The organism is Nonomuraea sp. NPDC049152 (genome assembly GCF_040648355.1).
GTDB lineage: Bacteria > Actinomycetota > Actinomycetes > Streptosporangiales > Streptosporangiaceae > Nonomuraea.
Map to the genome: position 1 here is coordinate 73451 of NZ_JBEZDO010000036.1, position 26992 is coordinate 100442.

Here is a 26992-nt window from a genome sequence, read left to right on the forward strand (position 1 = left end):
AAATCCTTCTGGAGGACTAGGGTGATCGTCATGAAGGATGAGGAGCCATGGGTTCTTGACGATCCAGGCAAGCTGAAGGCGCTGGCCCACCCGATGCGCCGGGCCATGCTCCGTCACCTGGGCCTGCACGGTCCGGCCACGTCCACGACGCTCGGCTCGCTGCTCGACGCCAAGACCGGCACGACCAGCTACCACCTGCGCCAGCTCGAGAAGTACGGGTTCATCGAGGAGATCCCCGAGCGGTCGGCCGGACGCGAGCGGTGGTGGCGGAAGGCGGAGACGGGGGACATCAGGCTGCCCCACCCCGCCCAGCTCGCGCCCGAGGACCGCCCGGTCCTGGCCGAGTTCCATCGGATCGGGCTAGAGGAGGACAAGGGGATCCTCCTGGAGCTCCTGCCCGCCGCCTACCAGGCCGACCCGGCGTGGGTGAAGGTGTCGCGCGGCCTCGGCCGAATGACGCTGAGCGAGCTGGAGGCCTTCTTCGAGGAGTACATGCTGCTACTGAAGAAGTACAGCCGTCGCGCCGCCGACGCCCCCCAGGAGGCCAGGCCCCTCCACCTCCGCCTGCTCGCCGTCCCCGCCGACCTTTCCACCCCCGAGGCGTGACTCTCTGTGCCCTGTCAATAACATGGTGTAGCAGTGGTTGGAGGAGACGGGGGAGGGGCCGCGCATGCGCCGTCGGGAGTTCGTGGCGGGAGCGCTGGCCACGCTGGCATGCCTGGCGGGCTGCGGTACGGCCACGCGACAGGCCCCGAGCTTCTCCGTCGTGCCCGGCGGCGAGGCCTGGATCCCCATCGCCAGGGCTCTCGCCGGCCAGCTCAAGCGCGACGGCGTGGTGGCCGGCGGGACCCAGCTCACGGTGACGGGCCTGTCCACGCTCGCCGCCGCAGAGATGGCCAGGTCGAAGACGACGGGAACCCCGCTGGCCAGGCTGGTCGGAGACGTCGAGGTCCTGGTCGTCGCGAGTGCCTCCCTCTTTCGCGCATTCGACGACTTCGCGCGGCGGCTGATCGCCGAGCCCGGCGGCACCGTGCTGGGCGGCAGGCCGCAGGGGGAGTCCGACCACCTGCTGTTCGGGCTGGTCGCGCGCGGTCTCGGCGCGGACGCCAGAGTGCTCGACTACGCGGGCTACCCGACCACGGCCGACGCGGCCGAGGCGCTGCTGGCGGGCAGGGTGGGCGTCGCCGCGGGCCCGCTCGGCGAGTGGCGCAAGCGCCTCGACAAGGGGCGGGTCAGGGCGCTGGCCGTCTCCTCGGCCGAACGGGTCGAGGGTCTCGAGGCGCCGACCCTGCTGGAGTCGGGCGTGCGGGTCGACTTCGCCGACTGGTGCGGGGTGCTCGGGCCCCCGGAGATGGGCGAGCGCGAACGCGCCCAGGCGGTCGAGGTGCTCGACGAGATCGCCGAGTCGGCGCAGTGGCTGGACGCCTGCCGTACGAGGGGATGGAAGCCCCTCCCGCTCAGCGGCGACGACTTCGGGGTGTGGCTCGCGTCCGAGATCTCGAGGACCCGCGAAGTGCTCAAGGACCTCGGCCTGATCGACACAACTTGTTGGGGTAGTTGCGTCCGCGGCCACTAGATGTAGGATCCTGGTCGTCGCTGGTTCGCCCGAGCAGGGCGAAGCAAAAGGGAAGCCGGTGAGATTCCGGCGCTGCCCCGCAGCGGTGAGCGGGAACGACCGCCGTCACGAAGCACTGGGCCCATGGTCTGGGAAGCGACGGCCAGTAGGAAGCTGACGTACGCCCGCGAGTCCGAAGACCTGCCAGCGGTGTGACCTGTCCAAGGCCTCGAGGGAGGGCCAGGGGGCCTCGCGGCATGCCCGCGTGCTCTCCTCGCCTGCCCTCACGGGGGCGAGCTCGCGAGGAGAGAGCGTGACGCAGATCGTAGAGGTGGATCGCCGGCTGGCCATCGAGGAGGCCGCCGCGAGAGTGATCGCCGATCCGGAGAACTCCAGGGTCGCCGCCAGGTTGCTGGCCGAGGAGATCGCGGACGAGGCGGCCGCGCACGGCGTGCGGACCTTCTCCGAGTCGATCGCGGCCACCCACGCCGCGGGCCTGCTCCAGGACGGCCTCGCCGCCTTCGTGGCGGCCAACGCCGCGGCCCTCGACGCGCTGGTGGACGAGAGCGCCGACGACAGGTTCGAGTACTTCGGCCTGCGCACCGTCTACGACCGCTACCTGCTGCGCCACCCCGAGACGCGCGACGTGCTCGAACGCCCGCAGCACTTCATGCTGCGCGTCGCGTGCGGCCTTGTCGTATCGGTGGCCGAGGCCGCAGAGCTGTACGCGCTGATGTCCACGCTGTCGTACCTGCCCAGCTCGCCCACCCTGTTCAACTCGGGCTCCCGCCGCGCCCAGCTGTCGTCCTGCTTCCTGCTGGACTCGCCGCGTGACGAGCTGGAAGGGATCTACGAGCGCTACGGCCAGGTCGCCAGGCTGTCGAAGTACGCCGGCGGCATCGGCATCGCCTGGACCAGGGTCCGCTCGCGCGGCTCGCTGATCCGCGGCACGAACGGCCACTCCAACGGCATCGTCCCTTGGCTGCGCACGCTCGACTCCAGCGTCGCCGCCGTCAACCAGGGCGGCCGCCGCAAGGGCGCGGCCTGCGTCTACCTGGAGACCTGGCACGCCGACATCGAGGAGTTCCTCGAACTGCGCGACAACACCGGCGAGGAGGCCCGCCGCGCCCACAACCTCAACCTCGCCAACTGGGTGCCCGACGAGTTCATGCGCCGCGTCGAGGCCGACCAGCCGTGGTCGCTGTTCGACCCGAAGCAGGTGCCGCACCTCACCGACCTGTACGGCGAGGCCTTCGACGACGCCTACCGGGCCGCGGAGGCGGCGGGCCTCCACACCCGTCAGATCCCCGCGCGCACCCTCTACGGCCGGATGATGCGTACGCTCGCGCAGACCGGCAACGGCTGGATGACCTTCAAGGACGCCGCCAACCGCGCCTCCAACCAGACGGCGCGCCCGGAGAACGTCATCCACCTGTCCAACCTCTGCACCGAGATCCTCGAGGTCACCAGCGACGGCGAGACCGCCGTCTGCAACCTCGGCTCGATCAACCTGGCCGCCCACCTGGCGGGCGGCACCATGGACTGGGTCCGGCTGCGCGCCACCGTCAGGACCGCCGTGCGCTTCCTGGACAAGACGATCGACCTGGGCTTCTACCCGACGCCTGAGGCCGAGACCGCCAACCTGCGCTGGCGGCCCATCGGGCTCGGCGTGATGGGTCTGGCCGACGTGTTCTTCTCGCTGCGCCTGCCGTTCGACTCCCCTGAGGCGCTGGCGCTGTCGACGCGCATCGCCGAGGAGATCGCGCTGGCCGCCTACGACACCTCCGCCGACCTGGCCGTCGAGCGCGGGCGCCACCCCTCCTACGGCGACACCAGGGCTGCGCAGGGCGTGCTGCACCCCGACCACTACGGCGTCGGCGGCACGCCCGAGTGGACGGCCCTGCGCGCCAAGATCGACAGGACGGGACTGCGCAACTCCCTCATGATCGCCATCGCGCCGACGGCGACGATCGCCTCCATCGCGGGCTGCTACGAGTGCATCGAGCCACAGGTGTCGAACATCTTCAAGCGCGAGACCCTGTCGGGTGAGTTCCTGCAGGTCAACCGGTATCTGGTCGCGGACCTGCAGCGCCTCGGCCTCTGGACGCAGGAGATGCGCGACGCGGTGAAGCGCGCCGACGGCTCGATCCAGGACATCCAGGGGATTCCGGCGGAGCTCAAGACGCTGTACCGGACGGCGTGGGAGCTGCCGCAGAAGGCGCTCATCGACCTGGCGGCGGCGCGGACGCCGTACATCGACCAGTCGCAGTCACTGAACCTCTTCATGGCGACGCCGACGATCGGGAAGCTGTCGTCGATGTACGCCTACGCGTGGAAGCAGGGGCTGAAGACCACCTACTACCTGCGCTCACGCCCGGCCACCAGGATCGCGCAGACGACCGTGCAGGCGGCGCCCGAGCAGGCGTTCACGGTGAGCGAGGCGGTCGCCTGCTCGCTGGAGAACCCCGAGGTCTGCGAAGCCTGCCAGTAGGACCCGCGTCGCCGCACGACAGACGATCCGTTCGCAAGGAGAACACATGCTGCTCGACCCCGGTATGGACCTGACGCTGCGCCCGATGCGCTACCCCGACTTCTACGAGCGCTATCGGGCCGCGATCCGCAACACCTGGACGGTCGAGGAGGTGGACCTGCACAACGACCTGGCCGACCTGGCCAAGATGTCGCCCCAGGAACGCCACCTCATCAACCGCCTGGTCGCCTTCTTCGCCACCGGCGACTCCATTGTCGCCAACAACCTCGTCCTCAACCTCTACCAGCACGTCAACGCCCCCGAGGCCCGCCTGTACCTGTCCAGGCAGCTGTTCGAGGAGGCGGTGCACGTGCAGTTCTACCTGACGCTGCTCGACACCTACCTGCCCGACCCCGACGAGCGCGTCAAGGCGTTCGCCGCCGTCGACAACATCCCCTCCATCCGGGACAAGGCCGAGTTCTGCTTCCGCTGGATCGACTCCCTGTCCGACCTGCAACGGCTGGAGACGAAGGAGGACCGCAGGACCTTCCTGCTCAACCTCATCTGCTTCGCCGCGTGCATCGAGGGCCTGTTCTTCTACGGCGCCTTCGCCTACGTCTACTGGTTCCGCTCCCGGGGCCTGCTCGGCGGCCTGGCCACCGGCACCAACTGGGTCTTCCGCGACGAGTCGATGCACATGGAGTTCGCCTTCAGCGTCGTCGACACCGTCAGGGCGGAGGAGCCCGACCTGTTCGACGACAAGCTCGCCGAGCAGGTCACCACGATGCTGGAGGAGGCCGTCGCGGCCGAGCTGGCCTTCGCGAGCGACCTGTGCGGCGACGGCATGTCGGGTATGACCGTCGAGCAGATGCGCGAGTACCTTGAATACGTCGCCGACCAGCGGTTGCGCCGCCTCGGCATGCCGATCAGGTATGGCACCGCCAACCCCTTCGCGTTCATGGAACTGCAGGACGTGCAGGAGCTGGCGAACTTCTTCGAACGTAGGGTTTCCGCATACCAGGTAGCCGTTGAGGGCAATGTGACCTTCGACGAGACATTCTGAGACATTAGGGGGCATGATTGTGTCGCCGGTGAACTGGCTCATCCTGATCGGTTCCGTCGTCGGAGCGATCATCGGTGTCGAGCTGGTTCGCAGGCTCCTCCTCAAAGCGGGCCACACCTGGGACTTCCTCGGGCACCTGGTTCGCAGGTGCACCTGGCCCGGGTTCGCCGTGGCGGCGGTGGTGGCCTTCAACGCCGCCTTCGCCCCCACCATGGTCAGCAGCACGGCGGGCCCCATCGTCGAGCGTCTCACCGGCGTCGTCACCATCGCCGCGTTCACCTGGCTGCTCATCCAGGCCGCCTACGCGGTCACCGACGTCGTCCTCGACCAGCTCGAACGGGTCGAGGAGAACAACCGCAGAGCCAGGCGAGCCAGAACCCAGATCACGCTGGTCCGCAGGGCCGCCGCCGCGGTGATCATCGTGATCTCGTTCGGCGCCGCGCTCTTCACCTTCCCCGAGGTGCGGGCGCTCGGCGCGGGACTGCTCGCCTCGGCCGGCATTGCGGGCGCGATCGTCGGCATCGCGGCCCAGTCGACGATCGGCAACATGCTCGCCGGACTGCAGCTCGTCTTCAGCGACGCGCTGCGGCTCGACGACGTGGTCGTGGTCAACAACGAGTGGGGCAGGATCGAGGAGCTCACGCTGACCTACGTCGTGGTCCGCTCGTGGGACGAACGGCGCCTGGTCTTCCCCGTCTCCTACTTCACCCAGAACCCCTTCGAGAACTGGACCAGGCACGGCAGCAGGGTCATCGGCCACGTCTACATCCGCGTCGACTGGTCGGTGCCGGTGGACGAGGTACGCGAGGAGCTGCACCGCTTCATCAAGGACCACCCGCTGTGGGACCAGAAGGACTGGACGCTCCAGGTCACCGACATCCAGCACAACGGCCTGGTGGAACTGCGCGCGCTGATGAGCGCGGCCGACTCGGCCTCGGTCTGGGATCTGAAGTGCGACGCCCGCGAGCACCTCGTGACCTACCTGAGGGCCCACCACCCGCACGCGCTGCCGCGCTTCAGGGTGGAGGGCTCCTCCCTCGGCGCGTTCGCCGACTCAGGCCCCGGGAGCTGGCCGAAGGACCCGCGTGGCGCCCGCGATCAGCGCGGTGGCCAGGATCCATCCTGACACCACCAGCGTCCACGCCACCCACGCCGTCCACCCGGCGGGCTCGTACGCGCCGCGCACCTCGAACACGCTCACCGGCACCAGCAGATCGAGCGAGTAGACGAACGCGTCGAACGTGCGCACCTCGTCCGGGTCGACCTGGACGGGCGGGACCTGGCCGAAGATGACCGTTCCCGCGGCCAGCAGGACCACCGCCCACAGGCCCGCCAGCCACGAGCGGTAGCCGTACCCGACCATGAGGTCGAGCAGCCGCCCCCACATCCTGCCTGGCACGCGCAGGGTGCCGCGCCGCTCGCGCTGCTTGGCCAGCAGCACCCGCCGCGCGTCAGGCTCGTGCCCGATGCGCCGGTACCACGAGGCCAGCTGCTCGTACGGCTGCGGCCGGTAACCGTCGGGATCGTGGCACAGCCAGCCGAGCCGTTCGGCGAGCGTCCACGGGCCGCGCAGCGACTCGTAGGTCAGGCCGTTGAGCTGCACGGTCTCCGGATAGGCGTCGGGGGAGTCGAGCAGCACCCCGAAGCGGGAGTAGCCGAAGTTCACCCCGCCCTCGACCACGTCGGGACGCATGATCACCTCGTCGGCCTGCATGTGGCTCAGGTGCAGCGCCCTGTCCGGCGACCTCAGCTCGGCGTGGTGGAAGGACAGGACCCCGTCGACGCGCGCGCCGCGCATCCTGATCGTGCCGTCGGCCCTGAACCCGTTGCTGAGCTCCGCGGTGGCCGCGGTCATGAAGTCGGCGTTGATCGCGCCGACGTGCGCCTGCTCGAGATAGAGGCCGCCGGGGAACTCGCCGCCGATCAGCCGCAGCCCGCCGTGGGCGCGCAGGCCGCGCAGGAACGTGCCGCCGCCCACCGACAGGCCGCCCGCCCACAGCGCCCACTCGTGCATGGTGCCGCCCCGGTTGTCCTCCGGCTCGCGCACGTCGCCGTGGGCCGACTCGGACGTGGTCGTGCGCGGCGGCGGCGCGGTGAGCGTCGTCCTGGACAGGCGGCACTGGCCCTCGACGCGGGCGTTGTCCAGGCGCACCCCGGCATGGACGGTCGAGCCGTCCAGCTCCAGCAGGCCGTCCACCTTCATCCGCGAGCCCTTGAACCTGCTCAGCTCGCAGCCGCGCAGCCGGACGCCCTTGGCGGTGGCGTCGGACAGGTCGACGGGCTCGGCGAGGTGGCAGTTGAGCAGGTAGAGCGTGGCGTCGATGGCCGCGCCCGACAGGTCGAGGGAGCCGACCACGCGGGCGCCGGCCAGCCGTACCCCTGGCACCTGCCCGGGGGTGCGCTCGACGGCCCCGAGAAGCAGCGCGGCGATCACCTCGGCCCGCACCTCGCGCTCGCGCCCCCACCGGCCGGCCTGCGAGGGATCGTCGAGTTCCTTGTCGCCCGCGCGCAGATCGACCCACGCACCGCTGGGAAAGGCGCGCCACAGGCGGCGTTCGGCCGGAGATAATCTGCGCACGGGTGAGATTTTAATCTGTGGCGCCCACGCGAATTGCCTTTTACCTTTGTGGTGTTCGCGAGAAAGAAAGCGGTCCAAGCCGTCAGGCTTTTTCTTTCTCAGGTCTGACCGGCGGGAATGGCGCCCCCCGGATGGATGTGAACGCCACTCGCCCCGGGCATGGATCCACGCCGCCCACGCCCGGGGTCACACCGCAGGCGGTACGGCGGGCCGGACCCCGAGCTCGGTGAGGAGCCCGGCGATCTTGCGGGCGCGCAGCGGGTCGACGGGCAGGACATGGCTCGTCCACCAGCGCGCGGCCTCGGGGTTCGGCCCCGCCGGCACCAGATCGAGGTAGTCGTTCAGCGGCGGGTCGTAGATGAACCCGGGGACGACGCCCCGCTGTTCGAGCCGGGCGACGACCGCGTCCCTGTCCTCGACCACGAGCGGGACCCGCAGCAGCGGCTGGGGCTCGGCGTGGCGCACCCCTTCGGCCGCCCACGGAGTGTCGCGCAGCAGCCGAACTCCCGTCAGGCGCGGCTCCCTCTCCCGGTCGATCACGCGGAACCTGGAGTCCTGATACCGGCGCACGAGCGGGCCATGGCGCATCCGCCAGTCGGCCTGGTCGATCGAGAGCCAGTAGTCGAGAGCCGACAGCAGCTCGCCGTCCGCCGCCCGCGCGTCGCCTTTCTGCGACGCCGCCGGTGTCAGCGCGGCCAGCGCCGCCTTGAGCTCGGGCTCGCGGGAGGGCAGGCGGTGCCCCGTCCACCGCATCAGGCCCAGCCGCTTGAGCGCGAGCCAGATCGGGCGCACCAGCCCGGTGCGATAGATCGTCTCCCTGATGACGGGCCGCACGACGGCCGCGAGCTGGCGCCCGGGGACGAGCAGCTCGTCCCTCGCCTCGGTCAGCGCCCGAAGGTCGGCGGGATCTGCGCAGGTGAGGAAGGCGCCGGACATCGCGCGGCCGTGCTTGGCCAGGCTGTAGACGCCCGCCGCCCCGAACGTGCCGGCGAGCCGCCCGCCGACCGTGGTCAGCATGGCGTGGGCGGCGTCGTCGATGAGCGTCACCCCGTGGCGCGAGCAGGCCTCCCGCAGTTCGGCGATCCGGTCGGGCTGGCCGTACAGGTGGGTGGTGAGGACGCCCGACACGCCCGCCCAGTCGACGGCCGGCACGTCGATGTTGCCGTCGCGCCACGAGACCGGCGCCAGCACGGGGGTCAGCCCCGCCGCCAGCACCATGAACAGCACGATCTCGCAGTTGGTCGGCGCGAGCAGCACCTTGTCGCCCGGCTTGAACCAGTGGCGCAGCGCCAGGTAGAGGGCGAACCTGCCCGAGGGCACGTGGAGGCAGTCCTGTCCCACCCTGTCGCGCATCACCGGCGCCTGCCGTACGCGCGCAGCATCTTGTCCACGGCGCCGTAGAGCGCGGGGGTCTCCAGGATGAGCCTGCGCGCGCGGCGGACCGGCTCGTGGCGCAGCTTGTGCAGGGTGGCGCCCAGCGTACGGCGGCGCACGACCCCCTCGGTGACCGGCGCGCCCGTGCTCCGTAACGCGTCCTTGTACTCCGAGCCCGTGCCGATGCCCAGGTCGAGGGCGCGGATACCGATCCCCGCGGCGGCCTCCGCCATGTGCAGATGCTGGATGAGGCCGGGGGAGTACTTCGCGAACTCGGGATCGTAGGCGGGGAACCAGCCGATCAGCACCGAGTCGGAGCGCAGCCCGAAGTGCCCGGCGACCGGGCGGCCGTCGACGTACATCATCGACAGCGGGCCGGCGAAGGCGGGCGCGTCGATGGCGTGCAGCCGGTCGGCCAGCTCCACGACCCATGGCTGCCCGAACCTGTCAGCGCGGCCCATCCGCCGGTACTGCGAGGACTTCCACTCGCGCAGCACGCGGAAGTCGTCGGCGCTGCGCGAGGCGAAGTCGAAGGTGACTTCGCCGAAGTCCCTGCCGAGCTTGCGCTCCTTGTACAGCGTGCTCTTGTAGAACTTCGACGAGCGCTTGGCCAGTTCGGCCGCGTAGTCGGCATAGCCGGACGACAGGTCGAGCACCACGCTCTGCTGCGAGAGGGTCTCATAGGGCTGGAACCACGGCTGGCCCTCCACCAGGCAGCCGAACGCCCAGACGTGCAGTCCCAATCCCTTGAGCAGCGCTTCGGCGTCGAAGCGGGCGCCGGGCCGGTGGATCACGCCCTGGCATAACGAGACCCACGAGCCGATCGCGGCCCCCACGCCGCCCCCTCCGACCTCGAACGGCAGGAAGCCGGCGATGCCTTCCTCGTCGCTGATGATCCCGACGCGTGCCGCCCTGCTCACCTCGCCCATCGCGATCGTGAACTCGGGGCTCAGGAAGGGGTTGGCGAGGTGAGGTTGGGCTGCCTGCATGTCACGCCAGGCAGTGAGCTCGCTGTCGCCGAGCTCGCGGGGTCTGACGACGGCGAAGGTTGAACGTTTCATATCAAGCCGGAACATACCCATCCTCGTTAAGAAACAGCAGCAACCTTACGTAGGTGTGGCAACACGGTCAGAGCGATGATCGCATTGGCAGCCAGCACCGCGTAGCCCACACCGGTGATCCCTGCCAGGGGGAAGAGGACGGCGATCATGCCCAGCATCAGCACGGCCAGCCCGATCTGCACGATCGCCAGCCGCCTGGCCTGGTTCATCGCCCTGAGCGTGCTGAGGTGGATCTCGATCAGCATGCCGGGCAGCACCGACAGCGCCATCAGCCGCAGCAGGGGCGAGGCGGCCTCGGCCATCTCGCCGCTGAACACCGACAGGATCAGCGGCGCGCCCAGCACGGCGATCGCGACGATCGGCACGATGATCAGCACGATTCGGCGCAGCGCGTTGCGGACGCTTCGGGCCAGCTCGGAGGCCTTGAAGGAGCCCTCAACGGTGAGCGAGACGGCCATGTTGGAGGCCAGGAGCCCGATCATGCAGCCCAGCGTGTGAGTGACGGAGAAGTAGCCGAAGACGGTGGCGTCGTTGAGCCAGGCGGCCACCAGGACCGGGACCAGGTAGAGGGTCAGCATTAACGACAGCGCGCCGGGGAAGTCGCCGGCGAGGAACCTGCCGACCTGGCTGAGCGGGGGCGGGTCGCCCGCGTTCTCCTTGACATGCCGGGGGATGGCGACCTTGAAGATGAACCAGTTGATCGGGATCAACGCCATCGCGGTCGGGATGATCCACGACAGGAAGATGCCTCCGGACAGGCCGCCCGTGGGCAGCGCGAAGGCCAGGCCCACCAGCATCGCCATCTTCACCAGGCCGAAGGCCAGGCTGTTGGCCGGCACCCAGACCGCCTTGCGCAGGCCGGCCAGCGTCACGTCCTGGAGCGTGAAGATCGTCCAGACCAGCACGGAGGCCAGGAAGAACAGCCCAGGGCCGAAACCGCCGAGGCCGGCGTAGGCCGGACCCCACAGCGGGAGCGTCAGCAGGAAGGCCAGCGCCCCGACCACACCCGTCGCCCCGGCCACGGCATAGCCGCGCAGCACGAACTCGGAGGTGCGCCGGCCCGCCACCGGGATGAACCTCGCCATGGCCCCCGCGAGCGCCAGACCGGTCAGCGAGGAGAACAGGCGCATGGCGCTGATCATCGTCTGCCCCTCGCCGAAGGCGGTGGGCGTGTAGAGCTTGGTGGCCAGGAACCAGTAGCCGAGCCCCAGTACCGCGGTGATCGCGGTGTTGATCATGAGCGCGTAGGCCTGGAGGAACAGGGGGTTGCGAAGGTCCTTGCGCAGACGGTCGGCAAGGGTGGGGGCGGCCACGGCGGTTGGCATGGCCCCATCATCGGCCGGGCCGCTTGCAGCGGTCTTACCGGTAACTTTCACCCGGTCGTCCGAGTCAGGCGCCTCACTTGTCACATTGACCATCATGTCCGATGGCTGGGGTGACCCGGCATGTCGTGAGTCACTCGTTATGGGTGACGAACCGGGGGCTCGGCCTCGGGTCATGACATGTCACGACCCGAGGGATGCCGATACTCGTCGCGGTACGGCTAGCGATCCACGATCTCGTTCTTGCCGATCACCACGACGCCTTCCCTGGTGACGGCGAAGCGGGTCCTGTCGTAGTCGAGGTCGAAGCCGATCCTGGCCCCGTCGGGGATGACGACGTTCTTGTCGATGATCGCCTTGCGAACGATGGCGCCCCTGCCGATCTTGACGTTGTCCATCAGCACCGAGTCCTCCACCAGGGAGTGGGAGTGCAGGACCACGCGCGGCGACAGGATCGAGCGCTGTGCCGTACCGCCGGAGATGATCACGCCGGGGGAGACCAGCGAGTCGATGGCGCGGCCCACCCTGTCGCCCTCGTTGTGCACGAACTTGGCGGGCGGCAGCGGGTCGTGCCCGGTGTAGATCGGCCACCTGTCGTTGTAGAGGTTGAAGACCGGGTGCGCGGAGATCAGGTCCATGTGCGCCTCGTAGTAGGCGTCGAGCGTCCCCACGTCGCGCCAGTAGCCCCTGTCGCGCTCGGTCGAGCCGGGCACGAGGTTGTTGGCGAAGTCGTAGACCTCGGCGCCGCCCGACTTGACCAGCATCGGGATGATGTTGCCGCCGAGGTCGTGCTTGCTGGTCGGGTCGAGCGCGTCCTCGCGCAGAGCGTCGATCATCGACTGCGTCTTGAAGACGTAGTTGCCCATCGAGGCGTAGACCTCGTCGGGGTGGTCGGGCAGGCCCACCGCGTCCTTCGGCTTCTCCCTGAACGCCACGATCCTCCGCCCCGAAGGGTCGGTCTCGATGACGCCGAACTGGTCGGCCAGCGACAGCGGCTGCCTGATCGCCGCCACCGTCACCTCCGCCCCGGAGTCGACGTGCTGGGCCACCATCTGCCGCGGGTCCATCCGGTAGATGTGGTCGGCGCCGAACACGATCACGTGCTCGGGCAGCTCGTCGTAGATCAGGTTGAGGTTCTGGAACAGCGCGTCGGCCGAGCCGGAGAACCAGCGCGGCCCCAGGCGCTGTTGCGCGGGAACGGGTGTCACGTAGTTGCCCAGCATGGCCGACAACCGCCAGGTCCGTGAGACATGGCGGTCGAGGCTGTGGTTCTTGTACTGCGTCAGCACCACGATCTGCAGGTAGTGGCCGTTGGCGAGATTCGACAACACGAAGTCGATCAGCCGGTACATCCCGCCGAACGGCACCGCTGGTTTGGCGCGGTCAGCCGTCAGCGGCATCAATCTCTTGCCTTCTCCACCAGCCAGCACGACTGCGAGCACCTTGGGCGACGTCATGGCGTGACGCTACCCTGAAACGCGCCGCCGAAGCAGGTCCACCTGCCCACCATCCGGGCGGCGAGTCGCGCCTCGCCGTGATCGCGATCGTCCGGGGCGCCTCCACGCCTCGGAACATCGTATTCGCGGGCGATGACCGTCGTCACCACGTCGTAGGCTTGGGCGCCTACTGGTGATGGCAGCTGCTGAAGGACTTGTCGTAGCCGACCTTGAATCCCCGGTCGTACCACTTCACGCCCGTGGGAGAGATGGAGTAGGACATGCCCTTCTCGCAGTGAAGCTTTCCGGCCGTGAACCCCTTGTCGTAGCCCTTGTTGTAGAGCTTCTTCTGCCGATCGGTCTGCGGCGCCGGGTCCTGCGTGACGGCCTGGATGCTCGTCGAGCCCACGGCGGTGCTCGCCGCGCTCGCGACCGGCGTACCCGCCAGTCCGGCGGCCAGAGCCATTCCGAGGAGCATCACACGGTGCTTTCCGCGCATTCTCCCGCCCTCCTTCCAGTGCCGCGGACACTTGTCGGCAAGGCCGCGGAGTTCATGGTTGCGGGACATTTTCTTCGGCGAATGCCGACGGGTGAGTGACGTGCGTATTCGCTGGGGTCGCAGCACGGCGAGGAGCGGTGGGGCGCACGATCGGCAGGCCCTTTTCCTTTTTGCTCCCGCTGACATCCTGCGCATATCGGCGGAGAAAAGTACACCAAACCCATCTAATCAACGCTTTTACTCGGGGGTTTTCCTGCGGGTACGGGAGCGCGGGCGTGCGTTAGGGTCGGCGGTGTGCGCGTGGATCTGCTGAGTCGTGAATACCCGCCCGAGGTGTACGGCGGCGCCGGTGTGCATGTCGAGTACCTCGCCCGAGAGCTCAGACGCCTGGCCGACGTGCGGGTGCGCTGCTTCGGCGCGGCAAGGGACGAGCCCGGCGTCTCGGCCTACCGGGTGCCCGGCGGCCTGGAGACGGCCAACGCCGCCCTGCAGGTGCTCGGCGTCGACCTGGAGATGGCCGCCGCGTGCGAGGGCGCCGACCTGGTGCACAGCCACACCTGGTACGCCAACTTCGCCGGTCACGTGGCCAAGATGCTGTACGGCACGCCCCACGTCGTCACCACCCACAGCCTCGAGCCGCTCAGGCCGTGGAAGGCCGAGCAGCTGGGTGGCGGCTACACGCTCTCCTCGTGGGCCGAGCGCACCGCGCTCGCCGCGGCCGACGCGATCGTCGCGGTGTCGGAGGGCATGCGGCGCGACGTCCTGGCTGCCTACCCCGAGATCGCGCCCGCCAGGGTGAGCGTGATCCACAACGGGATCGACACCGTCGAGTACGCGCCCGACCACGGGCTCGAGGTGCTGAAGAAGCACGGCATCGACCCCGGCAGGCCGTACGTCGTCTTCGTCGGCCGGATCACCAGGCAGAAGGGGCTCGTCCACCTGCTGCGCGCGGCCCGCGACCTCGACCCGGGGGCGCAGCTCGTGCTCTGCGCTGGAGCGCCCGACACGCCGGAGATCGCCGCCGAGGTGAGCGGCCTGGTCGGAGGGCTGGGGCGCGACGGGGTGTTCTGGATCTCCGAGATGCTGCCCAAGCCCGAGGTCATCCAGCTGCTCACGCACGCGACCGTGTTCGTGTGCCCCTCGGTGTACGAGCCGATGGGCATCGTGAACCTGGAGGCGATGGCGTGCGAGACGGCCGTCGTCGCCACCGCGACGGGCGGGATTCCCGAGGTGGTGGCCGACGGCTCGACGGGGCTGCTGGTGCCGATCGAGCAGGGGGCCGACGGCACGCCGGACGATCCTGAGCGGTTCGCCGCCGACCTGGCCGAGCGGGTCAACGCGCTGCTGGGCGACCCCGGCAGGGCCCGCGCGTTCGGGGAGGCCGGCCGGGCGCGGGCGATCGAGCACTTCTCGTGGGAGCGCATCGCCGAGCGCACCATGGACCTCTACCGCACGCTGACGGGCTGACCGCCGAACGTCAGCCCGTGGTGCGCCAGAGGGCGGCGAAGGCGGGATGGTCGGCGCCCTCGGGGCTGAAGGCGCCGACCGCGTAGACCTCGGCCGTGCCCGGCCGGCGGGCCAGCGCGGTCAGCGTCGGCACCCTTCCACCCGGTACGGGCGGGCTCTGCACGGTCCACCTGTCGTCCGACAGGCGCCACAGCCTTCCACGCGTCGAGTCCAGCGCCCACAGGCCGCCCGTCCCGTCCGGCTCGGCCTCGGTGAACACGGTCCCCACCGCGCCCCAGTGGCACCGCCACGCCGACCCGTCCCAGCGCAGCGCCACGGGACGCGACAGTTCGAGCGGCTCGTTCTCCTCGTTGTAGGCGCCCGGCACCAGCCAGGACACCCCGCCCACCACCCACACCTCGCGGGGGGAGAGCACGACGACGTCGGCCAGCGACACCCGCGGCGACTGCGCCTTCGCCGGGGTGCCCAGCGCGGGCAGGCCGACCTGGCGCCAGCCGCTGCCCTCCCAGCGCAGCGCCGCCGTCCCGCCGGCCGCCCACAGCTCGTCGCCCTCGCCGTCCACGGCCGAGGCCTCGGAGGGAAGCGCGTAGGAGCGCCACGCGCCGTCCGCGCCCAGCAGCCCGACCCGCCCGTTCACCGTCCAGAGCCGGTCGGGCGCGAGGGCCTTGGCCGCCGTGCCGCCCCAGCCGATGCTCTCGGCGCTGAGCCCCGACAGCGGCTCCACCTGCCACCCGGCTCCCTCGAAGGCGGCGACGTAGCCGGTCTTCACCGAGATCCCCACTGCCCACGCCCGCTCCTTCGAGGCCGCGGCCAGTGCCACGACCTGGATGTCGGGACGCGACGGCAGCGGGACGGCCGTCCACGCCGTGCCGTCCCACCGGCGTGGCCCGCCGTCGGTGTACTCGACGACGCCGTGCCCCTTGGCGGTCTGCCTGGTGAAGGTGGCCCACAGCGTGCCGTCGGGAGCGGCGGCCAGCTCGTCCATGCTGCCGGTCGCCTCGTCGGTGAAGATCCGCTTCCAGCTCGACGCCGCGCGGGCGGGCCTGAGGTCGTCGCGCCCGGCGGGCGGTTGCTCGCACGTCGAGGGCCGCGCGGGGATAGCCGTGAGCTGGGCCGCCGGCACCGGCTCAGGGGAGATGACCCCGACCGGCGTCCCGGAGGGCGCGGTGGTCGCGGTGGTCGCGGTGGGGGAGGATGCCCCGCCCGATCGGGTCGGAGCCGCCCCGGGGGACGGCGGGCCCGCGCAGGCGCCGGCCGCCAGCGCGGTCACCAGGATCGCGGCACGAACGGCAAACCCAGCCATGCCCGCAAGTCTCGCAGATCGATCATCGATTGGCCGCCCCGCCCGGTTGAGCCGACCGCGGTTCCACCCCCGGAAGGCGGCGGCGCGCTCGCCGCCCGAGTGGCTGTCGTAGGCTTCATGAGCCGACGATCGAAGGGAAGCCCGTGCTGCTGGCCGAGGGTGTCCACGTTGTCATCACCGACAGGAGCGGGGGCGGCAGCGCACCGCCGTACGACGGCAGGAACCTCGGCGGCGCGGTCGGCGACGAGCGCGACAGCGTGCTGGCCAACCGCCATGACACCGCCAAGGAGCTGGGGCTCGACCCCGACAATGTGGTGTTCATGCGTCAGGTGCACAGCGCGGACGTCGCCTACGTCCGCGAGCCGTTCGGCGACGAGCCTCCCGCGCTCGACGCGATCTTCACCGACCGGCCGGGCGTCGGCCTCGCGGTGCTGGTGGCCGACTGCGTGCCCGTGGTGGTGGCCGACCCCGGCGCGGGGCTGGTCGGCGTGGCCCACTCGGGGCGCGAGGGCACGTTCAAGGGCGTGGTCCCCGCGCTGGTGGAAGCGATGACGGGGCACGGGGCGCGGCCGGGCACCATGGTCGCCCTGGTCGGGCCGTCCGCCTGCGGCCTGTGCTACGAAGTCTCTCCCGAACTGCGCGAATCCGCGCCGCCCGAGATGCGCTCCACCACCCGCCTCGGCACCCCCGCCCTCGACGTCCGCGCGGGCGTGACCGCGCAGCTGCGCGCGGCGGGCGTCCTTGACGTACGGCACGACGAGCGCTGCACGATCGAGTCGCCCGAGCTGTTCTCCTACCGTCGTGAACGCGTGACGGGCCGCTTCGCCGCCTACGCATGGCTGGCGGGCTGAGGGCCCTATCGGGCGATGTAGTGCAGGATCACGTTGTGCACGTGGTGGGCCTTGTTCTCGCCGCGGAACTCCACCTCGTAGGTGTGCGTCCCGACATGGATGGCGATCGCCCCCGAGGAGAAGAACGACCCGGCGAACGACTTGTTGCTCACCACGCTGACTGCGGAGATCTTCGAGTAGGGGATGCTGGTGATCGCGAGCTTCTTGCCGACGAACGACTTGTCCTGCACGATCACGCGCCGGTCGGTGAGACCGAGGAAGCCCGTGCCCGCGCCGATGGCGTCGTAGACCGCTATGACCTGCTCTCCGGGTAGCAGCCCGCTCTGGATCTGCTGCAGCTGTTCCTGGCGGTCGAACGCGATGTCCATATTCTAGAAATGGGCCTTGCCGCGAGGTTTGTTACAGAACACCCTGATATTGAGAGGGGTGTGAGGACATGTCCCATCCACTCGGAGTGAGCCGCCCAGACCTCGTCGTCACCGACCTGCCGCAACCCGAGGAGGTCTTCGGCGTCCGGCGCATCGGGGCAAAGGAACTGGTCAAGTACGCCGTGGGCCCGAGCCTGATCGCTCTGGGCATCTCCATCGGCAGCGGCGAATGGCTGCTCGGGCCGCAGGCCGTGGGCCAGTACGGGTTCGTCGGCGTCGGCTGGGTGATCACCGTCTCGGCGCTCCTGCAGACCTTCTACAACGTCGAGTGCTCCCGCTACGTGCTGGCCACGGGCGAGGCGCCGGTCGTCGGATGGGGCAGGGTGCCACCCGGCTACATGTTCTGGGTGCCCCTGTCCGTCTTCGTGGTCATCTTCGCCTTCATCGCAGGAGGCTGGGCAGCGTCGGCGGGACAGGGCGTCTACGCGCTGGTCCACGGCACGGTCGCGCCGGCCGGCGCGGAGGAGCCCAGGCTGTGGGCCATCGGCCTGCTCGTGCTGGTCTTCCTCATCACCGCCGCGGCCCGCCGCATCAGCAGAGCGCTGGAACTGGCCAACTGGGTGATGGTCAGCGCGATCCTCGTCACGCTGCTGCTCATCGACCTGTTCGTGGTGCCCTTCGCCCAGTGGTGGGACGCCATCCGCGGCTTCGTGACGCCCGCCGCCCCGCCACCCGGCATCACCGCCACCCAGCTCGGCGGACTGGCGGGCTTCACCGCCCTCGCCTCCGGCCTGAACTGGTACGTCATGGGCCACTACCGCGACAAGGGCTACGGGATGGGCTTCCGCACGGGCTTCATCTCGGGCCTGCGCGGCGGCCGCAGCGAGCTGCTGGACAGCGGCGTGACCTTCCCCGACGACGAGAAGAACGCCGCCACCTGGAAGCGGTGGTACCGCCTGCTGATTGTCGACATGTGGGGCGTCTTCTTCGTCGGGGCGATCCTCGGCATGCTGCTGCCCACCATCCTGATGGCCCGCGCGGTCGAGGTCTCGGGCCAGAAGCCGACCGCCGCCAACGTGCCGACCTTCGTGGCCAGCGTGCTCGACCAGGAGTACGGCAGGCCGATGTTCATCCTCGTGCTGATCGTCGGGGTGCTGATCCTCTTCTCCACCCAGCTCGGCATCTTCGAGGCGATGGTCCGCGTCACCACCGACGCGGCCCATGCCACCAGCCCCCGCCTGCGCGCCCTCATCGAAGGCGATCCCAGGCGGTTCTACTACCCGTTCATGCTGACGCTGCTGGTCGTCATCGCGATCGTGCTGCACCTGGCGGTGCCCATCGAGCTGGTGCAGTGGTCGGCCAACATGTCAAACCTGGGCGCGCTGTTCTACCCGTTCCTGCTGATGTACCTCAACAGCAGGCTGCCGCGCGCGGCCCGACCGCGCTGGTGGCACTACGTGGTCCTGGTGCTGAACTTCCTGTTCTTCGGCTTCTTCTTCGTCAACTTCATCGCCGACTTCGTCGGAGAGCCCCTGGTAACGTTCTAAAAGTGATCATTCGTCCCGCCGACAGGAAGGCGGACGCCGTCAGGATCGGCGCCGTCCTGGCCCTCGCCTTCCACGACGACCCCGTCGTCCGCTGGATGCTGCCGTCGGGCGAGAGAACCGACCGCATGTTCGCCACCCTCGCCCGCCATGTGCACGCCCTCGGCGACCTGGCGTTCGACGGCGAGGACCTGGTCGGCGCCACCCTGTGGGACCCGCCGGGCCACAAGCAGCCGGCGCTCGACATGATGCGATCGCTGCCGGGGTTCGTCGCGGCCATGGGGCGGCGCGTCTCCTACGGCCGGCTGCTCGAGACGACCTTCCACAAGGCGCGGCCCTCACGGCCCCACTGGTATCTGGCGGAGATCGGCACCGACCCCGCCGCACAGGGGCGCGGGGCGGGCAGCGCGCTGCTGCGCACCAGGCTCGACCGGTGCGACGCCGACGGGGTCGCGGCCTACCTGGAGAGCAGCAAGGAGACCAACATCCCCTTCTACGAGAAGCACGGCTTCCAGGTCACCCGCGAGATCCTCCTGCCGGAGAACGGGCCCACGGTGTGGGCGATGCTCAGGGAACCCGTCAGTTGAGCGGCTCGACCGGCTCGAGGACCACCACAGGGATCTCGCGGTCGGTCTTGGTCTGGTAGTTGTCGTAGTCGGGCCAGACCCTGGTCATCACGCCCCACAGCTCGGGCTTCTCGTCGGGCTTGGCCGTACGGGCGCGGGCCTTGAACTTCCGGTCCTTGACCTGAACCTCGACCGCCGGATCGGCCTGCAGGTTGAGGTACCACTCGGGGTGGCGCGGGTCGCCGCCCTTGGAGGCGACGACCACGTAGTCGTCGCCCTGCTGCTGGTAGATCAGCGGAGTGGTGTATTTCTCGCCTGACTTGCGGCCGGTCGTCGTCAGGAGCAGCGTCGTCGTGCCGTTCCAGTCGTGACCCTCGGCGCCGTCGGTCTGCTGATAGCGCTGGACGTGTTCTTTACCGAAGAGCATGTGCACCCCCTACCCGGGATTCGGTAATGACAGCGCCACGGTTGCGGCCGTTCCGCGACCGCCGCTCGCCGTCGCCATGGTTAGAATCCGAGCATGACCTGGCGACATTGATCCAGCACCAGAGGTCGCGGGGCGCGCGAGCGCGGACCCCCGGGCACGTCACCACGCCCGACGTCCGTACCGCCCCCCGACAGGAAAGACCTCATGCTGCCGAAGCTCTACGCTTTCTCGTTCCTCGGTGACTTCATCCTGCTCTACCCGGTTTACACGCTGCTGTTCTCCGACAGCGGGCTGACCGTTCCCGAGATCACCTCGCTGTTCGTCATCTGGGCGGTCGCCGCGCTGCTGCTCGAGGTGCCCACCGGCGCGCTGGCCGACTCGCTCTCCCGCAAGGCGCTGCTGGTCGCGGGCCCGCTGCTGGGCGCCGCCGGCTTCGCGTTGTGGACGGCGGTGCCCTCCTACTGGGCCTTCGCCGCAGGCTTCGTGCTGTGGGGCGCCCGCGAGGCCCTGGAATCGGGCGCGTTCGAGGCGCTCGTCCACGACAACCTCTCCCACACCGGCAGGGGCGAGCGGTACGCCGAGGTCATGGGGCGCGCCCGCTCCATCGGCCTGGTCGCCACCGCCCTCGCCATGGCCATTGCGAGCCCTGCCTTCGCCGCAGGGGGCTACGTCGCGGTGGGCGTGGGCAGCGTGCTCGCCTGCCTGTTGTGCGCGGCCATCGCCGTCACACTGCCCGAACACCGCGCCGAACCCGAGGACGACGACCCGACCGGTTACCTCGACACGCTCAAGGAGGGCCTGGCCGAGGCGCGCCGCTCTCCCCGGGTACGGCACGCGCTGCTGCTGGTACCCGCGGTGACCGCCGTGTGGGGCGAACTGGAGGAGTACGTGCCGCTGCTGGCACAGGAGAGCGGCACGGCGGTGCCTGCCGTACCGCTGCTGGTGCTGCTGGTGTGGGTGGGCGCCACCTCGGGCGGCCTGCTCGCCAAGCGGGCCGCGCGGCTGCGGACGCGCGGCCTGGCCGCCGTCCTCGCCGTCGGCGGCCTCGCGCTCGGCGTGGGCGCCGCCACCGGGCACCCGGCGGGGTTCGTGGGCCTCGCGGTCGCCTTCGCGATGTTCCAGCTCGGCGAGGTGCTGGCCGACGCGCGGCTGCAGAAGCGCATCACCGGGCCGAGCCGCGCCACCGTCACCTCGCTGGCGGGCCTGCTCACCGACGTCTGCACCATCGTGGCCCTCGTCCTGTACGGCGCCGCCTCGCTCGTGTTCTCGCACAGCGTGCTGTTCGTGCTGTTCAGCGTGCCGTACCTGGTGACGGCCCTGGTGATGTCGAGAAGGACGAGTCCGCTCCGACTCCGTGGGGAGGTTTCCGGCACGTAGAACCTGCGACCATTCATCGTGCTCGCCAGGCGGCCGGCCACCCTCGACCGGCTCTCCCGCGGACGGCTCGACGCGGGGCTCGGCCAGGAGTGGCTGCCGGGCCTCGCGTGGTCGACCTCACGGCAGATCCGGCCGGCGGTGTCAGGGGGTGGCGTCGGTGTTCAGGGCAGGAGCAGCATCAAACCCATGCCTGCCGACAGCGCCGCGTGACAGAGCCGGTGGGTACGGCGCCGCCGTACCGCTCCGGCCAGCCAGGGCACGGCGGCCAGGACGAAGTAGCCCGCCAGCGCCATGACCGCGGCCCGCGGTGGCGGCAGCGCGACCAGGCCCGCGCTCGCGGTGCTGAGGGCTCCGTGATGCGACATCATGACCATGCGCTCCCCGTGCCCGTGCAGGGTGACGACCATCCACGTCATCGCCACCGCCATGGAGGCATGGTGCAGGTTGGCCAACCGCCTCGCCGTCCCACGCATGGCCGCGTCCATGGGGTGATCGCCCGCCACGGCCCGGTGCGCCGCCTCCGGTGCGGCGGCGAGCATGAGGAACCAGAGCGTGACGACCGCGAACGCCATCCCCTGAAGCCAGCTCGGGACGACCTCCCACGGCCACACCATGACGGCCATCCCCACCGCCATCAGCGCATGGGCGACGTCGCAGGCCCGGCCGGTCCCACGCGCCGGGCTTGTCTCGGTGGGGCCCTCGCCGCGCCGCACGCTCGCGGCCACGAACCAGGCCGCGACCAGGACGAAGACGGCGGTGAGCGCCACGCGCGGCAGTTCGGCGGAAGTCATGGCGGCCTCTCAGCGGGGGGAAGGTCCACCTGTACTGATCCCCGAAGAGGTCAGAACTCATCGATGAATTCGCAAACTGCCGAAAATCAGCAGGAACGAGCGGCCACCCGCCGCCTCGATGGGAGTCGACGCACGACACCTGCACGGCGCCGCCCCCGCTGGACGACGTGCGCCAGAGCACCTGTGATCCACGGAGATCGGTTCACCGGACGTGACCGGGTGGTGTCACTCGTCCGGGTGCCGGGACGTCGGCGCTCCGGCTTCGGTCGAGGCGGTCCGTTAGTCGGCGAGAGATGGCATCGGTCGGCGGACCGCGGCGAACAGGCGGGACAGCGTGGCCGACCGGCCGCCGTCGGCCGCCTGGGGCGCGATGGCGGCGACGCCTTCCTCCAGCCACGCCTCCCACGCGCCACGATCCGCCCGCTCGAGGCGGCCGTGCGCGATGGCCAGGTCGAGGATCGCGGTGCCGATCTCGCGGGCCATCGTCCCGCCGGTGGGGCGGAACCTGCTCCCGATGACACCCAGATGGCGAACGTCCGTTCGCGCGCCCGCGACCGCGAGGGTGATGTTGAGGAAGGACTCGACCCCGAAGTCGGCGGGAAGCGGCGCGGTGAGCAGCGATCGGTGAATCGCCCGGTAGCCGGTCAGCGCGTTGGCGCCCATGAAGCCTGTCTCGGGGAAGAACCTGTCGGTCAGCGGCTCGTAGATGGTGAAGGTGGAGCTGAGGATCGTGCCCGGGTAGTCGTATTCGTAGTCGCCCACCACGTGGCCCGCGGCTCCCGAGGACGCCGCGGAACGGAGCTCGGCGGCGATGTTGACCTCCGACGAGACCAGGTCGGCGTCGAGGAAGCACACCCATTCCGTACGGACGAGGTCGAGTGCGGCGTTCATGGCGGCACCCTTGCCCTTCGGCCCGCGCAGGACCTCCGCGCCTGCCGCGGCCGCCCGGTCGGCGGTGGCGTCGGTCGAGGCACTGTCGACGACCAGAACGCGGTCGCCCTGCTGGGCGGCGGCGCGCGCCTGGCCGACGATGGTGGCCACGGTGGACTCTTCGTTGTGTGCGGGGATGACGAAGGTGAACAAGACCGTGATCTCCTGGGGTCGACTCGATCGTCACCCTAACGGGCCACGATCACTCGCAGCGGCGCGGCGAGGGATGTGGGCTGGCCGGAGTGACTCTGGGCAGCGTTACTCCGGGCGGGGTCCTGGAAGCTTGGGCTGCCGGGAACTGGGCGGGCCGGAGGGAGGCCGAAAGGCCGCGTGGCTCACCGAAGGGTTGCGGCAGGGGAGATGCGCAAGGGGAATCGGCCCGGTCAGGTGTAAGGCTTGGTGACGGCGACCAGTTCGGGCAGGGCGTCGGCCGTCTCGACGAACAGTGCGGGTGAAGGGGTGCGCTCCCGCACGTCGGTGGCCCGGATGGCCATGACGGCCGGAGTCGCCGCCCCGAGGTCGCCGTAGCGAGCGTCGACGGCGGCGCTGATGGCCTTGCGCGCGTCGGCGACCACGTTCCTGGCCACGTGCTCGGAGCCGGAAGCGGCCAGGTAGCCGAGCAGCGCGGCGAACCTGAGATCGCCCTGCGCCTCGGCCGAACCGGGCTGATCGAGCCAGAACACCTTGCCCGCGAGGAACGCCGGATAGCTCGACCCCTCGCGATCGAGGGTCCGCGCGGCATCGGTGAGCAGGTCACCGAACTCGGCCAGATCCGCCTCGGGCGGCAGATCGGTGGTGACCAGTAGCGGCACGATCAGCGAGTCGAGCATCTGTGAACATCCCTCCGTGAGGTCGCTCATCGTAGAGGCTGCCACCGACAATTCGCGGCCTGATGCCCCTGTGTCGTGATCGGCTGCCGCACAAGCCCGATCACGGAACACCGGGACAGGGGAGGGGATGGGGTTGACCGGACCCTCCGCCAGTGCATTCGCTTCCCAGGTGATCGGTGTGTACAGGGGGTGTCGCCATAGACGGCTTCCGCACACGCGGGAGGGCGGTCGACGCTCTTCGCGTCGACCGCCCATGCGCTGGTCAGTTCTGCCTGTATCAACGGCGCCCGGGGCCGAAGTTGATCGAGGCGCGGCTGCCGCGTACCTTGCCACCCTTGGCGCGCTTGCCGTTGGCGCAGGCGGCGCCGACGCAGCTGTCGATGATGAAGATGTTCTGGACCACCCTCTTGGCCTTCTTGGGGCCCCTATGCCACCGCGGCTTGTGGTGGTCCACTGCGGTGTGCATGTCGACGGAGGCGACTTCGGTCACCGTGGCCGCGCTGGCGGGCTGGGCTGACATCGTCATCGGGACGACCATGGCGGACGCGGCGATCGTCGCGGCTGCGAGCGTCTTCTTGATGGCAATCATGAAGGGTTCTCCAATGGTGCGGGTTTCGGGAAGTTGTATGGCTATTTCTAGCCGAAGCTACTTGCATATCCCTTTCATGCAAATAACAGATCGTTTGAGCTATATGTCGAGATTGTGTGGCTGACTGCAAGGCTCTGCCCTGAAAGACCCTTGCCACTTCCGTGCGCTGTTCTGACGGCTCTCGCAGGCGGCAGGGAGATCTGATGTCGAAGCCGCGCCCAGATCTGGAGGGCGGTCCAGTCGGACAGTGGGGTCTGGAGCGTTCCGGCGCAGGGCCCTTGGGTGGAAAGCGGACCCGCGAGCGTTGAGTGGCGTCATGGCGTGCAGGAAGGCGAGTGTCGCCGGAGCTGGTGTGTCGTCCTTGGTGCATGTTCGGGGGCGTCTGGAGCGGCCTCGTTATCGATGTGGAGGGAGGCTGCTTTCCTTGGCGGCGTTGTGCATGCGGAAGGCGGTCGACGCGACAGCGTCGACCGCCCATGCCCTGGGTCACTGATCGTTACGATCAACGACGTCGGGGTCGATCATTGAGTTGAGGTTAGAAGTTGACGCTGGCGTCGCTGTTGGTGACGGTGCCTCCGGTGCTGCCGTTGTTGGCGGAGCCGGCGCCGACGCTGCTGTTGTTGATCTCGATCTTCTTGCGGCCCCTGCCCTCGCCGTCGCCCTTGGCGTTGAAGTTGACGCTGGCGTCGCTACCTGTGACGGTGCCCCCGGTGCTGCCGTTGTTGGCGGAGCCGGCGCCGACGCTGCTGTTGTTGATCTCGATCTTCTTGCCGCGGCCCCTGCCCTCGCCGTCGCCGTTGCCGCCGCCGCAGCCGGTGTTGAAGCCGACGGCGGAGACGTCGGTCGCGTGGGCCTGGGCGGCTACGGGGGCCGCGGCGGCGGGCTGGGCTGACAGTGCCATGGGGATGACCATGGCGGAGGCTGCGAGGGTGGCGGCGGCGAGGGTCTTCTTGAGGTCGAGCATGTTGGTTTCTCCTGTGATTGGGCTCCGGGGAGCTATGTGGTGGTGCGAGCTCGTTTGAGCTATGAGTGATTTCTACCGGAGTCGACTTGCATATCCCTTTCATGCCAATAGCAGTGTGTATGGGTGATTTGTCGGAATCCCGTATCCGTGGGGAAAACCGCGCCCCATTGCGGGGTGGCCGGGCGTCTGGACAGGTCGCTGATCCGCCCTTGCGAGCGCCCCATGGGCGGTCCTGGAGCGCGGGTGGCACGCCGTCCCGGTGTTCCTGGAAGCCGCGGGATCTGACCTACGGCGAAGAGCGGCTGGTCGTGCGCCGGCACCAGCGCCAGTTTGCGAGCGTCGAGCCACTGGGCTCGCGAAAAGCGTTCACCGAGTCGGTGGCGGAGATTCCGACCATGGGCGCGGGTGACGGGCCGGTTGTGCCGGGCGACTACCCGCCGGGTGGCCTCGTCGGTGGCGTCGGCCTGCCACGAATCCCGGCTGGCCCGGTCGCTGGTGCATCGGCGTCTCAGCAGGCTGGCTTATGAGCTGCAGGCTGAGCCGGAGCCGGTCGAGGTCTTGGCATCGATGGGACCCACCCGAAGCTGGCGGCTCCGCTGGCGTAAGCGGCCGATGCGACTGGGAGAAACCGAAGGGCTTGGAGACCGACTTCGTTGACCTGTCGGGCGTCGGTGGGCTGCTGGGTCAGGCCGCCGGCCGTACCGGGGCCGCCGTGATCGACTGGCTGGCGGCCCGCGGAGCTGAGTGGACGGCAGTGGTGCGTATCGTGGCGATCTACCCGGCCGTCTGCTCCCCCTTCGCCGTCGGCCGCGCCCTGCCGTACGCCACGATCGTCGTGGACCACTTCCGCCTCGTCGCCCTGGCCAACACGGCCGTCAGCGCGTCACCCACGATGGACTGCGGCGTGCCGTTCACGTGTCCGCTTGGCAGGCGGCCGGTGCGGACCTGATGCTCGAGTTCTTGAGTCGGGCTGGAGACGATGGGGGCGCCGGGTTCGGACAGGTCGCTCTGGTGGCCTGGAGGCGGAAGGGCGGGCAGGGCGGTGCGCTGCCGGGGAACGATACGTTCGACGATCTCACCGAGGTTTCGCCATAGGTGCCGGCGGTTGGCCACTTGGATCACCTGCGGGCGCCGCGGGCCGCATGGCAACCGGCTCGATCTCGGCAGATGATCTGTCCGCCGGGATGGTCGGCCGGCCAGGTGGTCATTGCGCCGGCGGAGCGTTCGGGCAGCAGATCGATCGGCCTGCGCGAACCGATGTTTCGTGGATGAGGTCGGGGTCGGGTAGTGCGCGGATGGTCGGGATATCACGAAATTCGCGCCAGAAGCAGGTTTCATGCGTCGTCGACAAGGCTCAGGCCGGTTTGCCATTCGAGGGCGGACCGGTGAGAAGTGGCGCGGGCGGCAATGCTGTGCTGACCAGGTCGGAGTGAGCGGTGGGCCATTCGTTGGAGAGTGCGGAATGGACGATGGAGTTGGTGCATGTTCGGGGGCGTCTGGAGCGGCCTCGTTATCGATGTGGAGGGAGGCCGCTTTCCTTGGCGGCGTTGTGCATGCGGAAGGGGGGGGGAGCGCAAAAGCGGTCACGACACCGCCAACGGGAAATATACGTAAAAAAAAAAAAACA

The 26992-nt window shown here is 69.5% G+C and carries 25 protein-coding genes and 1 riboswitch; of the genes, 11 read left to right on the top strand and 14 right to left on the bottom strand.

Going from position 1 to position 26992, the window contains the following annotated elements; genetic code table 11:
- The first annotated feature begins 30 nt into the window (after positions 1 to 30).
- The 5 genes from AB0B45_RS43055 to AB0B45_RS43075 all read left to right on the top strand — a co-directional run bounded on the left by AB0B45_RS43055 (position 31) and on the right by AB0B45_RS43075 (position 6214).
- Entirely contained in the window at positions 31 to 606 is a 576-nt protein-coding gene (locus AB0B45_RS43055; protein ID WP_358143414.1) for a helix-turn-helix domain-containing protein, read from the top strand.
- A 64-nt stretch (positions 607 to 670) separates the two neighbouring features.
- On the top strand, positions 671 to 1576 hold the full coding sequence (locus AB0B45_RS43060) for a tripartite tricarboxylate transporter substrate-binding protein (protein WP_358143416.1): 906 nt from the start codon (positions 671 to 673) through the stop codon (positions 1574 to 1576).
- 4 nt (positions 1577 to 1580) lie between these two features.
- Positions 1581 to 1779, top strand: a riboswitch (cobalamin riboswitch).
- 89 nt (positions 1780 to 1868) lie between these two features.
- Positions 1869 to 4046 carry a ribonucleoside-diphosphate reductase subunit alpha gene (locus AB0B45_RS43065; protein ID WP_358143418.1) on the top strand — a complete coding sequence of 726 codons (2178 nt, stop codon included), beginning with the start codon at positions 1869 to 1871 and terminating at the stop codon, positions 4044 to 4046.
- Positions 4047 to 4092: 46 nt separating this feature from the next.
- Complete coding sequence (locus AB0B45_RS43070; RefSeq protein WP_358143420.1) at positions 4093 to 5088, top strand: ribonucleotide-diphosphate reductase subunit beta; 996 nt, start codon at positions 4093 to 4095, stop codon at positions 5086 to 5088.
- A 28-nt stretch (positions 5089 to 5116) separates the two neighbouring features.
- Positions 5117 to 6214 carry a mechanosensitive ion channel domain-containing protein gene (locus AB0B45_RS43075; RefSeq protein WP_358143422.1) on the top strand — a complete coding sequence of 366 codons (1098 nt, stop codon included), beginning with the start codon at positions 5117 to 5119 and terminating at the stop codon, positions 6212 to 6214.
- Here the strand turns inward: AB0B45_RS43075 and AB0B45_RS43080 are convergent.
- The 6 genes from AB0B45_RS43080 to AB0B45_RS43105 form a co-directional block, all read right to left on the bottom strand.
- Entirely contained in the window at positions 6143 to 7666 is a 1524-nt protein-coding gene (locus tag AB0B45_RS43080) for a hypothetical protein (protein ID WP_358143424.1), read from the bottom strand. The genes AB0B45_RS43075 and AB0B45_RS43080 overlap by 72 nt on opposite strands.
- A 186-nt stretch (positions 7667 to 7852) precedes the next feature.
- Positions 7853 to 9019: a DegT/DnrJ/EryC1/StrS family aminotransferase gene (locus AB0B45_RS43085; protein ID WP_358143426.1), complete on the bottom strand. Its 1167-nt coding sequence runs from the start codon at positions 9017 to 9019 to the stop codon at positions 7853 to 7855.
- The gene (locus tag AB0B45_RS43090; RefSeq protein ID WP_358143428.1) at positions 9019 to 10101 is read right to left on the bottom strand and encodes a GNAT family N-acetyltransferase; all 1083 of its coding nucleotides are present in this window, start codon (positions 10099 to 10101) and stop codon (positions 9019 to 9021) included. Before AB0B45_RS43090 ends, AB0B45_RS43085 begins: the two co-directional genes overlap by 1 nt.
- A 26-nt stretch (positions 10102 to 10127) precedes the next feature.
- Entirely contained in the window at positions 10128 to 11426 is a 1299-nt protein-coding gene (locus AB0B45_RS43095) for a hypothetical protein (RefSeq protein WP_358143430.1), read from the bottom strand.
- A gap of 218 nt (positions 11427 to 11644) precedes the next feature.
- Positions 11645 to 12880 (bottom strand): glucose-1-phosphate adenylyltransferase, encoded by a 1236-nt coding sequence (gene glgC, locus AB0B45_RS43100; RefSeq protein ID WP_358143432.1) that lies wholly within the window; start codon positions 12878 to 12880, stop codon positions 11645 to 11647.
- A 166-nt stretch (positions 12881 to 13046) separates the two neighbouring features.
- The gene (locus AB0B45_RS43105) at positions 13047 to 13337 is read right to left on the bottom strand and encodes a hypothetical protein (protein WP_358143434.1); all 291 of its coding nucleotides are present in this window, start codon (positions 13335 to 13337) and stop codon (positions 13047 to 13049) included.
- Between the two features lie 321 nt (positions 13338 to 13658).
- Here AB0B45_RS43105 and glgA point away from each other — a divergent pair, with 321 nt between their 5' ends.
- Positions 13659 to 14825, top strand: coding sequence for a glycogen synthase (glgA, locus tag AB0B45_RS43110; protein WP_358143436.1), 1167 nt, complete (start codon positions 13659 to 13661; stop codon positions 14823 to 14825).
- A gap of 10 nt (positions 14826 to 14835) precedes the next feature.
- Here glgA and AB0B45_RS43115 read toward each other — a convergent pair whose 3' ends face one another.
- Complete coding sequence (locus AB0B45_RS43115; RefSeq protein WP_358143438.1) at positions 14836 to 16128, bottom strand: hypothetical protein; 1293 nt, start codon at positions 16126 to 16128, stop codon at positions 14836 to 14838.
- 143 nt (positions 16129 to 16271) lie between these two features.
- Between AB0B45_RS43115 and pgeF the strand changes: the two genes are divergently transcribed.
- Positions 16272 to 16979: a peptidoglycan editing factor PgeF gene (gene pgeF / locus AB0B45_RS43120; RefSeq protein WP_358143440.1), complete on the top strand. Its 708-nt coding sequence runs from the start codon at positions 16272 to 16274 to the stop codon at positions 16977 to 16979.
- Positions 16980 to 16984: 5 nt separating this feature from the next.
- Here pgeF and AB0B45_RS43125 read toward each other — a convergent pair whose 3' ends face one another.
- Complete coding sequence (locus tag AB0B45_RS43125) at positions 16985 to 17347, bottom strand: PH domain-containing protein (protein ID WP_358143442.1); 363 nt, start codon at positions 17345 to 17347, stop codon at positions 16985 to 16987.
- 68 nt (positions 17348 to 17415) lie between these two features.
- Here AB0B45_RS43125 and AB0B45_RS43130 point away from each other — a divergent pair, with 68 nt between their 5' ends.
- Both AB0B45_RS43130 and AB0B45_RS43135 read left to right on the top strand, forming a co-directional pair.
- Positions 17416 to 18894: an Nramp family divalent metal transporter gene (locus AB0B45_RS43130; RefSeq protein WP_358143444.1), complete on the top strand. Its 1479-nt coding sequence runs from the start codon at positions 17416 to 17418 to the stop codon at positions 18892 to 18894.
- 2 nt (positions 18895 to 18896) lie between these two features.
- Positions 18897 to 19478 (top strand): GNAT family N-acetyltransferase, encoded by a 582-nt coding sequence (locus AB0B45_RS43135; RefSeq protein ID WP_358143446.1) that lies wholly within the window; start codon positions 18897 to 18899, stop codon positions 19476 to 19478.
- On the opposite strand, the gene AB0B45_RS43140 is transcribed toward AB0B45_RS43135, so the two are convergent.
- The gene (locus tag AB0B45_RS43140; protein ID WP_358143448.1) at positions 19471 to 19884 is read right to left on the bottom strand and encodes a nitroreductase family deazaflavin-dependent oxidoreductase; all 414 of its coding nucleotides are present in this window, start codon (positions 19882 to 19884) and stop codon (positions 19471 to 19473) included. The genes AB0B45_RS43135 and AB0B45_RS43140 overlap by 8 nt on opposite strands.
- A 204-nt stretch (positions 19885 to 20088) precedes the next feature.
- On the opposite strand from AB0B45_RS43140, the gene AB0B45_RS43145 reads away from it, so the two are divergent.
- Positions 20089 to 21261: an MFS transporter gene (locus tag AB0B45_RS43145; RefSeq protein WP_358143450.1), complete on the top strand. Its 1173-nt coding sequence runs from the start codon at positions 20089 to 20091 to the stop codon at positions 21259 to 21261.
- A 161-nt stretch (positions 21262 to 21422) separates the two neighbouring features.
- On the opposite strand, the gene AB0B45_RS43150 is transcribed toward AB0B45_RS43145, so the two are convergent.
- From AB0B45_RS43150 to AB0B45_RS43170, 5 genes are all read right to left on the bottom strand, one after another.
- Positions 21423 to 22052 (bottom strand): DUF5134 domain-containing protein, encoded by a 630-nt coding sequence (locus tag AB0B45_RS43150; protein WP_358143451.1) that lies wholly within the window; start codon positions 22050 to 22052, stop codon positions 21423 to 21425.
- Between the two features lie 279 nt (positions 22053 to 22331).
- Complete coding sequence (locus AB0B45_RS43155; RefSeq protein WP_358143453.1) at positions 22332 to 23135, bottom strand: glycosyltransferase; 804 nt, start codon at positions 23133 to 23135, stop codon at positions 22332 to 22334.
- 230 nt (positions 23136 to 23365) lie between these two features.
- A complete protein-coding gene (locus AB0B45_RS43160; protein WP_358143455.1) occupies positions 23366 to 23812 on the bottom strand; it encodes a hypothetical protein in 447 nt (148 codons plus the stop codon).
- A 277-nt stretch (positions 23813 to 24089) separates the two neighbouring features.
- On the bottom strand, positions 24090 to 24401 hold the full coding sequence (locus tag AB0B45_RS43165) for a hypothetical protein (protein WP_358143457.1): 312 nt from the start codon (positions 24399 to 24401) through the stop codon (positions 24090 to 24092).
- A 535-nt stretch (positions 24402 to 24936) separates the two neighbouring features.
- A complete protein-coding gene (locus AB0B45_RS43170) occupies positions 24937 to 25365 on the bottom strand; it encodes a hypothetical protein (protein ID WP_358143459.1) in 429 nt (142 codons plus the stop codon).
- A 637-nt stretch (positions 25366 to 26002) separates the two neighbouring features.
- On the opposite strand from AB0B45_RS43170, the gene AB0B45_RS43175 reads away from it, so the two are divergent.
- Positions 26003 to 26314, top strand: coding sequence for a transposase (locus tag AB0B45_RS43175; protein WP_358143461.1), 312 nt, complete (start codon positions 26003 to 26005; stop codon positions 26312 to 26314).
- Positions 26315 to 26992: the final 678 nt, after the last annotated feature.